The organism is Chromobacterium fluminis, from assembly GCF_011602385.1.
GTDB classification, from domain to species: domain Bacteria; phylum Pseudomonadota; class Gammaproteobacteria; order Burkholderiales; family Chromobacteriaceae; genus Chromobacterium; species Chromobacterium fluminis.
The window spans coordinates 1-10,712 of sequence record NZ_JAAOMA010000080.1 but is presented as its reverse complement, the minus strand read 5'-3'; the positions used below and the strand labels follow the sequence as shown (position 1 = coordinate 10,712).

General features: G+C 65.7%; 13 protein-coding genes. 6 read left to right on the top strand and 7 right to left on the bottom strand.

Annotated features, from left to right (window positions below):
• Together HA052_RS27480 and tcdA are read right to left on the bottom strand one after the other, a co-directional pair.
• Window positions 1–199: hypothetical protein (locus HA052_RS27480; RefSeq protein ID WP_206119065.1), on the bottom strand; the 199-nt coding region annotated here is incomplete at its 3' end.
• Window positions 200–489: 290 nt separating this feature from the next.
• A complete protein-coding gene (tcdA, locus tag HA052_RS26190; protein ID WP_166454290.1) occupies window positions 490–1,293 on the bottom strand; it encodes a tRNA cyclic N6-threonylcarbamoyladenosine(37) synthase TcdA in 804 nt (267 codons plus the stop codon).
• A 230-nt stretch (window positions 1,294–1,523) separates the two neighbouring features.
• Here tcdA and HA052_RS26185 point away from each other — a divergent pair, with 230 nt between their 5' ends.
• Window positions 1,524–1,748, top strand: a complete 225-nt coding sequence (locus HA052_RS26185) for a hypothetical protein (RefSeq protein ID WP_081548905.1) — start codon at window positions 1,524–1,526, stop codon at window positions 1,746–1,748.
• Between the two features lie 137 nt (window positions 1,749–1,885).
• Here the strand turns inward: HA052_RS26185 and HA052_RS26180 are convergent, their stop codons facing one another.
• Window positions 1,886–2,224, bottom strand: coding sequence for a darcynin family protein (locus HA052_RS26180; RefSeq protein WP_081548903.1), 339 nt, complete (start codon window positions 2,222–2,224; stop codon window positions 1,886–1,888).
• A gap of 150 nt (window positions 2,225–2,374) precedes the next feature.
• Here HA052_RS26180 and HA052_RS26175 point away from each other — a divergent pair, with 150 nt between their 5' ends.
• From HA052_RS26175 to HA052_RS26160, 4 genes are all read left to right on the top strand, one after another.
• Window positions 2,375–2,989 (top strand): TetR/AcrR family transcriptional regulator, encoded by a 615-nt coding sequence (locus HA052_RS26175; RefSeq protein ID WP_166454289.1) that lies wholly within the window; start codon window positions 2,375–2,377, stop codon window positions 2,987–2,989.
• Between the two features lie 14 nt (window positions 2,990–3,003).
• The gene (gene ltaE, locus HA052_RS26170) at window positions 3,004–4,032 is read left to right on the top strand and encodes a low-specificity L-threonine aldolase (RefSeq protein WP_166454288.1); all 1,029 of its coding nucleotides are present in this window, start codon (window positions 3,004–3,006) and stop codon (window positions 4,030–4,032) included.
• Window positions 4,033–4,086: 54 nt separating this feature from the next.
• Entirely contained in the window at window positions 4,087–4,791 is a 705-nt protein-coding gene (locus tag HA052_RS26165; RefSeq protein ID WP_166454287.1) for a substrate-binding periplasmic protein, read from the top strand.
• 70 nt (window positions 4,792–4,861) lie between these two features.
• Window positions 4,862–6,901 carry a prolyl oligopeptidase family serine peptidase gene (locus HA052_RS26160; protein ID WP_166454286.1) on the top strand — a complete coding sequence of 680 codons (2,040 nt, stop codon included), beginning with the start codon at window positions 4,862–4,864 and terminating at the stop codon, window positions 6,899–6,901.
• On the opposite strand, the gene blaOXA is transcribed toward HA052_RS26160, so the two are convergent.
• Complete coding sequence (blaOXA, locus tag HA052_RS26155; protein WP_081548895.1) at window positions 6,883–7,716, bottom strand: class D beta-lactamase; 834 nt, start codon at window positions 7,714–7,716, stop codon at window positions 6,883–6,885. The genes HA052_RS26160 and blaOXA overlap by 19 nt on opposite strands.
• A 100-nt stretch (window positions 7,717–7,816) precedes the next feature.
• The gene (locus HA052_RS26150) at window positions 7,817–8,638 is read right to left on the bottom strand and encodes a helix-turn-helix domain-containing protein (protein ID WP_206119064.1); all 822 of its coding nucleotides are present in this window, start codon (window positions 8,636–8,638) and stop codon (window positions 7,817–7,819) included.
• Window positions 8,639–8,751: 113 nt separating this feature from the next.
• Between HA052_RS26150 and HA052_RS26145 the strand changes: the two genes are divergently transcribed.
• Window positions 8,752–9,285 carry a carboxymuconolactone decarboxylase family protein gene (locus HA052_RS26145; RefSeq protein WP_166454285.1) on the top strand — a complete coding sequence of 178 codons (534 nt, stop codon included), beginning with the start codon at window positions 8,752–8,754 and terminating at the stop codon, window positions 9,283–9,285.
• Between the two features lie 96 nt (window positions 9,286–9,381).
• On the opposite strand, the gene HA052_RS26140 is transcribed toward HA052_RS26145, so the two are convergent.
• Window positions 9,382–9,816: a CesT family type III secretion system chaperone gene (locus tag HA052_RS26140; protein ID WP_166454284.1), complete on the bottom strand. Its 435-nt coding sequence runs from the start codon at window positions 9,814–9,816 to the stop codon at window positions 9,382–9,384.
• 62 nt (window positions 9,817–9,878) lie between these two features.
• On the bottom strand, window positions 9,879–10,712 hold an 834-nt coding region (locus HA052_RS26135), incomplete at its 5' end, for a hypothetical protein (RefSeq protein WP_166454283.1).

Below are 10,712 nucleotides of genomic sequence, written 5' to 3'. Positions count from 1 at the left end.
GGGGGTAGCTTGCCACAACGCCCGAGGCATAGACCTGAGCACCAAAGTGCTGGCGATTTTCCGGCGTGTCGGAGGTTCGGAGGGTGCTGCCATCGATGGCATAACGGGCTAACCCACGCCAAGTGCGGACGATCCATTGAGGATCAATTTTCTGAGAAAGGGCAGAGAAATCGGGGTGTTTGTGAGCCTTGCCAACCATAGGGACGGAAATGAGTGAGTCAACATGAGCGAAGTATGAGCAAGATTCGCACCATGAAAAATGCCGTTCACTTGCTTAAGTGAACGGCATTACCGCCGAGGCGGTGCTTTTTTCATGGTTGGTGTTTCTATGGTTTTTAGAACGTGTTTACGATCTCGCGAGCTAAGGCGGGACAAGGCGAAAGCAGCTGAGAAAGCGGAGTGTACACACGGTAAATGAGCATTTCTAAGCAGGTTTCAACGCCCCTTTCTATCCATTCCGCCGAAGCGCAGCAGACATTAAACAGGTTCTTAGCCGCGCTTGACCTTGGGCGGCTTGGCCAACTGTTTCAGCGTCTGAGCCACCGCCACCAGGCCGAAGCTGGCGGTGACCGTCATCGCCGCGCCGAAGCCGGCGCAGGACAGCCCCTGCGGGCCGCGCACCGCTGTCGCGTCGCAAGCCTGTTGTTCCGAGGTGTCCGGATAAACGAGCTGTTCGGTGGAGAACACGCAGGGAACGTGCAGCTTCTTGCCGGCTTCGCGGCTGAACTGGTGGTGACGGCGCAGGTTGTAGCGCAGCTTGGAGAGCAGCGGGTCGTAAGTGACCTCGCCCAGGTCCGCCACCCGGATCAGCGTGGGGTCGGTCTGGCCGCCGGCGCCGCCGGACACGATGAAAGGCTGGCGACGGCGCACGCACCAGGCCGCCATCGCGGTTTTGATGCGCAGGCTGTCGATGCAGTCGATGATGAAATCGTAACCCTGGCCCAGCAGCTGCTCCAGATTGTCCTCGGTGACGAAGTCCTCGATCTCGATCACCTGGCAGGCCGGGTTGATCGCGCGCGCGCGCTCGGCCAGCGCGGTAACCTTGGCCATGCCGTAGTTGGGGTCCAGCGCGGGCAACTGGCGGTTGGTGTTGGACTCGGCCACATTGTCCAGGTCTATCAGAGTCAGCTTGCCGATGGCGCTGCGCGCCAGCGCTTCCACCGCCCAGGAGCCGACGCCGCCGACGCCGACCACGCAAACGTGGGCTGCCTGAAAGCGTGCCAGCGCCTCCTGCCCGTAAAGACGGGCGATGCCGCCGAAGCGGCGTTCCAGATCTGCGTTGTGGGTGTCCATGCGTGCAATCGTCAACAATCAAATCGGCGAAGGATACTGCAAGGCCCGGCAACTGGCCAGTGCGTCGGCCATCGACGCGGCGCTTGCCCGCGGTCAAAAAAACCACAGTTAAGTGGCTGATTGCTGGGAACCTTTCGCCGTCGGAGCTATCCTTCATTCCAGGTCGGCCATGAAGCGCTTCCTGCTCTTCCTCTGGCCGGCCGGCCTTTGTCACCGCAAGGGAGATTCCCATGAAGCAGCAAAGATTCGATATTGATCTGGACAAGCATTACAACGCCACCGTCGTGGTCGCCTGCGAGGAATGCGGCCATGAAATCCGTCATCATCTCAAGTCCCTGCACCCCGACAGCGTGTTGCGCTGCCATTGCGGCGCCCATGTGACCATGAGCCCGCTGACCGTTCAACAGGCCGAGCGCCGCGTAAGCGAGATCAAGCAATCGTATCGAATCCACTAAACCACTGCTGACAATCTGAGAGTGTTCCCACCGGCCGTTCGGGCCGGACTCGCCGGGCATAACCCGGCCTCCCGCAGCAGCGACACGGCGACCGCAAGGTCGCCGTTTGTATTTGCCGGCCTGGCGGAGCTGCCGGTTCAACCCGAGGACAGCTGCGCGTCGTAGTCGCGGAAGCCGTCTTCCACCGCCGGTAGAATGTCGACGAACTCAAAGTAAGGCTCGGTGAGGAGTTTGCTGTCGCGCAGCGCGTCGATCAGGTAATAGAAATCCTTGATTGATTCCGTTTCGAACAGCGCGATGTCGCTGCAGCGAGCGGTAAAGGCCTCGGCGTCGAACCAGCGCATGCGTACCGTCGGATAGCGCGCGTAGATCGGACGCAGGGTTTCCGTTTCGAATCGCCGGCGCTCCGGCCGGCTCAAGCGCAGCCAGTTGGGATGGACGCGCAGCAGCGCGAAGAAGGCGTAGCTTTGGCTCATGGTTCCGCTTTCAGGGTGGGTTGAAGTCGCTTTCAATGTATCCGCCCTTGTCAGCGGGTAAAACTCGTGTTCTGCTAAGCCTTTGTCACCGTCTTCTCGCCGCAGGCTCCGTTGCCGCGGCGCAAGCCCTCCGCCCTTACGGACCGTCGCATGCCCATGATTCCGCAAGCCCGAAAACAACCCGGTCAAGCCCGCTCCCGCCACGTGGTGGCGGCGATTCTGGAGGCGGCGGCTCGCATTCTGGAGCGTGAAGGCTATGCCGGGCTGACCACCAATAAGGCGGCGGAGCTGGCCGGCGTGGGCATCGGCTCTTTGTACCAGTACTTTCCCAATAAACAGGCGCTGGTGGCGGCGCTGCATGGCCGCCACGGCGAGGAAACCCTGACCACGGCGCGGGAGGCCTTGCGCTTGAGCGCCGGCCTGCCGTGGCGAGCGCAGCTGGAGTGTTTGGTGTCCGCTTGTCTGCGCCTGCATCTGGCCGCGCCCGGGCTGCATCGGGTATTGGAGCGGGAGTGGCCGCAGTTTGATTTGCCGCCGGCGTTCAATCCGCTGGACGCCGCGTTGCTGGACTGCGTGGCGGAGTGGCTGGCCGGTTGCGGCCTGCCCGCCGAGCGCGCGCCGCGCCTGCTGCGAATGGCGGACAGCCTGATTCACGGCTTGGCGCTGGAGGACGCGCCGGACGAGGCGGAATTGACGCGCTGCGTCGCGGCCGGCTTGGCCGCCTACCTGACCTTGCCGCGGCAAGGGCCCGAAATTTCTACTTAGCGAAGGAGCTAATCATGCAATGGATTGATGTGCGCAGCGACACCGTGACCCAACCGACGCCGGCGATGCGGGAGGCGATGTTCAACGCCGAGGTGGGCGACGACGTCTACGGCGACGATCCCACGGTGCAAGCGCTGGAACAACTGGCCGCGGAGAAACTGGGCAAGGAAGCTGCGCTGTTCGTGCCCACCGGCAACTTCGGCAACCAACTGGCCATCTTCACCCATTGCCAGCGCGGCGACGAGGTGATTTTGGAGGAAAGCTGCCACATCGTCTGGCACGAAACCGGCGGCGCGGCGGTGATAGGCGGGGTGCAGCTGCGCACCATCGTCGGCGTGGACGGCGTGATGTCGCCCGAGGCGATAGAGCAGCGCATCCGCGTTGGCGAGGACATCCACTGGCCGCGCACCGGCTTGATCTGTCTGGAAAACGCCCACTGCAACGGCCGCGTGATTCCCTTGGAGGCGATGGCCGCCAGCGCCGAGGCGGCGCGCCGCCACCATGTGCCGGTGCATCTGGACGGCGCGCGTATTTTCAACGCCGCCGCCCATCTGGGCTGCGAGGCGCGAGACATCGCCCAATACGCCGACACGGTGATGTTCTGCCTGTCCAAGGGCCTGGCCGCGCCGGTGGGCTCCATTCTGGCCGGCAGCGCGGATTTCATCGCCCGCGCGCGCCGCAACCGCAAGTTGCTGGGCGGCGGCATGCGCCAGGCGGGGGTCATCGCCGCGCCCGGCATCGTGGCGCTGAACGAGATGGTGGACAGGCTCAAGGACGATCACGCCAACGCCCGCTACTTGGCCGAGCGGCTGGCGACGCTGCCCTGCGTCGAGGTGAAGCTGGAGGACGTGCACATCAATATGGTGTGGTTCCGCTTCACCGCCGACATCGACGTGGCCGAGTTGATGGCCGCGTTGCGCCAGGCCGGCGTCAAGGCCAATCCGCCCGAGGGCGGCCTGATGCGCATCGTCACCCACTGGCAGGTGCGGCGCGAGGATCTGGATCGGCTGGTGGAGGCGCTGCAACGGGTGTTGTCCGACTGAACGGAGGCCCGGCGGCTATAAATAAGCCGCTGCGGCGTGGAAAAGGGAGGCGGGATGAAACGATGGCTGAGCGCCTGCTGCGCCGCGCTGGCTTGCGGCGGCGCTTTGGCGGGTTCTTTGGACGAGGTGAGGCTGTTCAGCAGCGGCGATCCGCCTTATGTGGAGCTGGGTCCGGACGGCCGGATCAGCGGCGGGCTGGCGGTGGCGCCCGTTTTGGCCATTCTGGACCATCTCGGCCTGCCGCCGTCGCGGATTGAAACGGTGCCGTGGGCGCGGGCCTACGAGGAGGCCAAGACCCGGCCGGGCGCGGCGATCTTTCCCATCGCCAAAACCCGGGAGCGGCTCAAGCACCTGAACTTCGCCGTCAAGCTGCTGGATTCCGACGTGTATTTCTATCAGTTGGCGTCGCGCCGGGATATCCAGGCGCCGACCTTGGCGGCGGCCAAGCGTTACTCGGTGTGTGTGGTGCTGGGGGATTACCGGCAAGAGTATCTGAAGACGCAGGGCTTTCCGAGATTGGATCCGACTTCCGATTCCAGCATCAACGTCAAGAAGCTGGTGTCCGGCCGCTGCGACCTGCTGCCCGCCACCGAGATCGGCATGCGCAGCAAGCTCAAGTCTCTGGGGCTGGACGCGGCGCTGGTGCGGCGCGGCATGAAGCTGGCACAGCTGGACAGCGCCCTGTACGCCGCCTTCAATCGCGGTACCGCGCCGGAGGTCATTGCCCGTTTCAAGGCCGCCGCGCGGAGCGTGGATTAGCGCCGAGTTTGGCGTTGGCGGCGCGGGGTGCTAACCTCGCGGCCATTGATCCGCAACCGTGATGACGCCGATGTCCGACTATAACGCTCCCGATCCCCACGCCTGGCTGGAAAACCTGGACGACCCCGCCGCCGCCGAATGGGTGGCCGAGCAGAACGCGCGCGCCCAGGCGCGGCTGGACGCGGACCCGCGTTTCGCCGGCCTGCGCGACGAAATCCTCGCCCACCTGCGCGATACCCGCCAGATCCCGTTCTGTGCCGAGCATGAGGGCTGGCTGTACAACTTCCACCAGGACGAAGCCCATCCGCGCGGCATTTACCGCCGTACCACGCTGGCGGCCTACCGCGCCGTCGAGCAGGACTGGCAGACCGTGCTGGACATCGACGCGCTGGCCGAAGCCGCCGACGAGGACTGGTATCTGGACGGCGTGTCCCACTGCACGCTGGCGCCCTTGCAGGCCATGGTGCATTTGACCGCCGGCGGCGGCGACGCCGGCATCGCGCGCGAATACGATCTGGCCGCCGGCGCGTGGCGGCCGGACGGTTTCAGTTTTCCGGAAGGCAAGAGCCATGTGGCCTGGCGCGATCCGGACAGCGCCTGGGCCTGCCCCGGCTGGCCTGGCGCGCCGCTGACGCGTTCCGGTTATCCGCGCGAAGTGTGGCTGGTGGAGCGCGGCGAGGAAGGGCAGCATGCCTGGAGTCAGGTGTTCGCCGCCGGCGAAGACGCGATGATGGTGGCCGCCTGGCGCTTCCTCGACGCCGACGGCGCGACGCTGGACCTGATCGAATGCTCGGACAGCTTCTACAGCAAAACCTATCATCTGATCGACGAAGCGCTGGAGACCCACGCGTTGCCGCTGCCGGCCAAGGCCGAGCTGGAAGCCTATCTGCACGGCGACCTGATCGTTAAGCTGGCCGAAGATTGGGACGCCGCCGGGACCCGCTATCCGGCCGGCGCGCTGCTGGCGGTGGCGCTGGAGCCGCTGCGGCAGGGGCGGATCGCCGCGCAACTGCTGGTGGCGCCGCAGCCTCGGTTGGCGGTGGAGTCGGTGGAGACCACGCGCGCCAGCGTAGTGGTCAATCTGTTGGACCAAGTCAAAAGCCGGTTGCTGGCCTTCGACAAGATCGACGGCCTCTGGCGCGAGCGCGCGCTGCCCACGCCCAGCGGCGGGGTGATCGAGTTCGCCGACCAGCCCTGGGACAGCGACATCCTGTGCTACAGCTTCAGCGATTTCCTGACCCCCACCGGCCTGTACCGGCTGGACGTGGCCAGCGGCCAGCAGGAATGCCTGCGTCGTCAGCCGGAGGCTTTCGATCCGGCCGACTTCGTCGCCGAGCAATGGCAGGCGCGCGCGCCGGACGGCGAAAGTATCCCTTACTTCGTGGTGCGCCGCCGCGACGCGCCGCTGGACGGCGCCACGCCCACCTTGCTGTACGGTTACGGCGGTTTCGAAGTGCCGATGATGCCTTACTACGTGGAGAACTTCGGCCCGCACTGGCTGCAGCGCGGCGGCGCCTTCGCGCTGGCCTGCATCCGCGGCGGCGGCGAATTCGGCCCCGGCTGGCATCAGGCGGCGCAGGGCGTGAACCGCCAAGTGGGTTTCGACGATTTCATCGCGGTAGCGGAAGACATGGTGGCGCGCGGCCTGACCGCGCCGGCCAGGCTGGGCATCGAGGGCGGCAGCAACGGCGGCCTGCTGGTGGGCGCCTGCATGACGCAGCGGCCGGAATTGTTCGGCGCGGTGGTGTGCGAAGTGCCGCTGCTGGACATGCTGCGCTATACCGAGCTGCTGGCCGGCGCCAGCTGGATAGACGAATACGGCGACCCGGAGGATCCGGCGCAACGGCCGGCGCTGGAGGCGTATTCGCCCTACCACCGGCTACGCGGCGATCTGGCCTATCCGCTGGCCCTGTTCACCACCAGCGCCAAGGACGACCGCGTGCACCCGGCGCATGCGCGCAAGATGGTGGCGCGGATGCGGGAGCTGGGTCACGACGCGCTGCTGCTGGAAACCGAGGCCGGCGGCCATAGCGGCAACGCCGGCCAGGAGCAGACCGCGCAGGAACTGGCGCGGGTGCTGGTCTATCTGTATCAGCGGCTGATGGATTGAGCGGGGGCGGGCGCTGCTGCGAGCGCCGGCAATTCCTCCAGGAAGGCCGCGCGCGAGCGCACGCCGGCGGTGCCCGGCTCTTTCTTGTCGTCCTGGATCAGGCGCACGAAGACCAGCGAGCGTTCGCCCTTATTGGCCCAGCCCACATACCAGCCGTAGGGGTGTTCCTCGTCGAACTCGCCGTCCGCCTTGCGCGGATAAGCCATGCCGGTTTTGCCGTGAGCCTGCCAGCCGTCCGCCGCCGCGCTGGTTTCCACGATCTTCATCGTCAGTTCCTGCGCGCGCTTGGACACCGGCAGTTCAAGGTTGACCAGCTTGCGCACAAAGGCCAGCTGTTCCAGCGGCGACACTTGCAGCGAAGAAGCGATCCAGGCGCGCTCCAGGCCGTTGTGCTTGCCCGGGTCGCCGCTGAAGTCGGCGTTGCCGTAGCCGAAGGCGTCGGCGTAACGGCCCAGCCGCTCCTCGCCCAAGGCCTGGGCGATCTGCTGTGAATACCACACCACTGAATATTTCAACCAGCGCACCGGGTCGGTGGGCTGCTTCCAGTTGTCGCCGCCCCAGTCCACATAGCCGTCCCGATAAGGCAGCGCCGGCTGGTGCTCGCTCTGGAGGAAGCCGGAATCGAAGCCCATCACGCTGAGCGGAATCTTGAAGGTGGAGGCCGGGGTGTGGCGTTGTTCGCAGTTGCCCTGCTGCAGCAGGATGTCGCCGCTTTTGGCGTCGGCCAGCAGGGTGCACAGCGTGGCGGCGTGGGCGGGCAGGCTGAACAGGCCGGCGCAGATCAGGCCGGCGGCGGCGAGGCGTGGTGCATTCATGATGTTTCCCTATGGTGGATTCGGCGCGGCGCGTCCATGGGATCGCCGCGGTCTGGAGTCAGATGGGGGGGCGGATTCCAAAGTTCCACGCGTGGGCCGCTCAGGAGGCCGCTTGCCGCTTCAGCCAATCGCTGGGCGGCAGCCCCAGCCTCTGGGCAAACACCCGGCTGAGCGCGGCGGGGCTGGCGTAGCCCACTTGCGCGGCGATGCGTTTGATCGGCTGGCCCTGGCGCAGCTGATGACGGACGACGGCCAGCCGCCAGTCGGTCAGATAATCCAGCGGGGAGAGGCCGACTTGCTCGCGGAAGCGGGCGGCGAAGCGCGCGCGCGACATGCCGGCCTGTTCCGCCAGCAGTTCCACTGTCCAGCCGCGCTCCGGGCGCGCGTGGATGGCGTTGACGGCGCGCGCCAATTTGGGGTCGGACATGGCGGCGAAAACGCCGCTGTGGATTTGGCCGCCGTCTATCACCGCGCGTATCGCTTGAATCAGAAAGTATTCCATCAGCCGGTCCAGCGCCGCCTGGCGGGCGAAGCGTTCGGAGAAGGCTTCGTCGAACAGCAGTTGCAGCGTGGGCCGCAGGTTGGGGGCGTCGTCCAGGTAAAGCACCAGGTATTCCGGCAGCGCCAGCGCCAGCGGGCCGCCGGTCTTGAAGCCCAGATCCAGCATGGCGCAGACCAGGTCGGCGCCGCGTTCTCCCACCGGCAGCAGGGTGTGGGCGCTGGGGCGCGGAAACAGCAGCGCGCAGGGGCGGTCGGTATCCAGCACCAGGGTGTCGCGCAGCGTGCAACTCAGGCGGCCGCCTTTGAACAAATGCAGGTGGCCGGCCATGGCGCCGGGGTCGAAATCCACCACGTGGCATAGATTGCCGTGGTGGAACACGCGCGCGGAAAACGCGCTTTGCTGCAACAGGGGCGTCAACAAGTCCATTTCGATACGATCTGCAAAGTTTTCGAGACGATATGACATCGATTGTATTGCATGATGGCTTCCGTGCAGTCCCTATCGTTGTTCAACTTGAGAGCCAGGAGCCCATCATGTCCCGCATCCCCACCGTAAACCGCACTCAGGCCAGCCCGGAATTGGGCGCCACTCTGGACGCCGTCAAAACCAAACTGGGCATGGTGCCCAATCTGTTCTCCACCTTCGCTCAGTCGCCGGCGGTGTTGAACGCTTATCTGGGCTTCTCCGAGGCTTTGGCCAAGGGCAAGCTCAGCGCGCGCCAGCGCGAAGTGATCGCCTTGGCGGCCGCTCAGGCCAACGCCTGCCAGTACTGCCTGTCCGCCCATACCTTGATGAGCAAGGGCGCGGGTTTGAGCGAGGCGGACATCCAGTCGGCGCGGGCCGGCCAGGCCGCGGATGCGCAGACCGACGCGATCGCCCGGCTGACCGTGCAAATCGTCAGCCAGCGCGGAGTGTTGTCGGATCAGGACCTGGCCGTGGCGCGCGCCGCCGGCGTCGACGACGGCCTGCTGGTGGAGGTGATCGCCGCGGTGGCGCTGAACACGCTGACCAATTACGCCAATCTGATCGCCGGCACCGAGATCGATTTCCCGGTGGTGGCCTTGTAGGCGACGGTTGTCGCGCGCCGCTTGCAAGCGCGGCCGGGGCTTGGCCGGTGAATACCGGCGGCCCCGGCCGTTTTCGTTTTGGTCTTGCCGCGCCGTTCAGCAGTGCAGCCGGGCGTGCCGCTGGCGCAGCGCTTGCGGCGCGAAGGACGGCGTCGCCGGTTCCGGGGCGCTGCAGCACAGGTCGGCGCAGTCGCTGATGCGCTCCAGTTGCCGCTGCAGCGCGGCGGCGTCGCAATGGGCCAGAGGCTGGCGGTTCCACAGCACCCAGTCCTGGCTGTGCGCGGATTGGCCGATCACCGGCTTGAGCGGATCGTCGCTGAACAGGTTCTGCCGCAGCGGCGAGGCGTCCGCTTGCGCCTGCTGCGGAGACAGGCAGCAGAACATCAGCAACTGACGCGCGGGTTGCTCGCTCAGGTGCACCGCGTGTTCGCCCACTTGCAGGGTGAAGAGGCTGTCGTCCATCTGTTCAGGCGGGGTGAGCGACAGGGATTGGCATAGTTCGGCGACGGCGTGTTGGAAAGGCGTGGACATGTTTTTTTCTTTTTGGACAGGTGAATGGAAGCCGGCCGCGAGCGGCGGCCGGGGCATGGCGTTTACGGCGTGGCTTGCGAATCCGCCTGGACGGCCGGGGCGTCCAGCCAGCTTTGCAGGATGGCTTTGCGGATATCCGACTGCGTCTCCGAACGCTGCATGCCGAGCATTACGTTTTCCGAGGGACTCAAGCGGCTATCGTAGTGGTAGTCGTCCGTGTGCAGGGTCAGACAGGTCAGCAGAGCGGGGGCGGTGAAAGCGGGCTGAGGATGCGCTTCCGCCTCGCGGTAGGCATGGGCCAGCACTGCCATGGCGGCCTCGGCGCAGGTTCGCGGCTGGCTGTCGAGTTGACCCAGCATGTCGCGGTGCATTACGCAGACATCGTGTCCATCCTTGGCGCTGATCGCCTCCAAGGCCGTGCCGTTGGGCAGCGGCAGTTGGTTTTTGACGATGTCTTTGATCAGAGCTGCCATTTGCACGTTGGACAAGGATGGGATATCGGCTTCGCCGGTCATCATGGCTTGTTTAAGGCTGTTCTGTTTCGTGGAGGAGTCGGATATGCGGAAGGCGCCGCTCATGTCCTCATGCCGCGCCAGGCGTTGAGTGAATTCCGCGCACAGTTGCTGAAACTGGCCGGCGAAGATGGGGCTGGCGATATGGGAGGAGGCAGGCGCGGCCGCAGCGGGCGCTGCCGCGTCGGCCGGCTTGGCATGGCCCGTCAGTTTGCGTACCCAGTCGGGAATCGCGCCGAAGAAGCGGGAGACGCGGCCGGTCAGCGGCTGGAAGAAGCGGCGCACGTCGGACAGGCATTCGCTCAAGACCGCGTGGGCCTTGCCGCGGCTTTCGGCGCTGTCGTCGACGCGCACCGGCTTGCCGTTAAGGCTGACGGTCTGGGC

Excerpts from the sequence above, each read along its gene's own strand:
- HA052_RS26145 (WP_166454285.1), top strand. The coding sequence starts at position 8,752 with ATGTCCCGCATCCCCACCGTAAACCGCACTCAGGCCAGCCCGGAATTG.
- blaOXA (WP_081548895.1), bottom strand. The coding sequence starts at position 7,716 with ATGAATGCACCACGCCTCGCCGCCGCCGGCCTGATCTGCGCCGGCCTG.
- HA052_RS26140 (WP_166454284.1), bottom strand. The coding sequence starts at position 9,816 with ATGTCCACGCCTTTCCAACACGCCGTCGCCGAACTATGCCAATCCCTG.
- tcdA (WP_166454290.1), bottom strand. The coding sequence starts at position 1,293 with ATGGACACCCACAACGCAGATCTGGAACGCCGCTTCGGCGGCATCGCC.
- HA052_RS26165 (WP_166454287.1), top strand. The coding sequence starts at position 4,087 with ATGAAACGATGGCTGAGCGCCTGCTGCGCCGCGCTGGCTTGCGGCGGC.
- HA052_RS26175 (WP_166454289.1), top strand. The coding sequence starts at position 2,375 with ATGCCCATGATTCCGCAAGCCCGAAAACAACCCGGTCAAGCCCGCTCC.
- HA052_RS26185 (WP_081548905.1), top strand. The coding sequence starts at position 1,524 with ATGAAGCAGCAAAGATTCGATATTGATCTGGACAAGCATTACAACGCC.
- HA052_RS26160 (WP_166454286.1), top strand. The coding sequence starts at position 4,862 with ATGTCCGACTATAACGCTCCCGATCCCCACGCCTGGCTGGAAAACCTG.
- ltaE (WP_166454288.1), top strand. The coding sequence starts at position 3,004 with ATGCAATGGATTGATGTGCGCAGCGACACCGTGACCCAACCGACGCCG.
- HA052_RS26180 (WP_081548903.1), bottom strand. The coding sequence starts at position 2,224 with ATGAGCCAAAGCTACGCCTTCTTCGCGCTGCTGCGCGTCCATCCCAAC.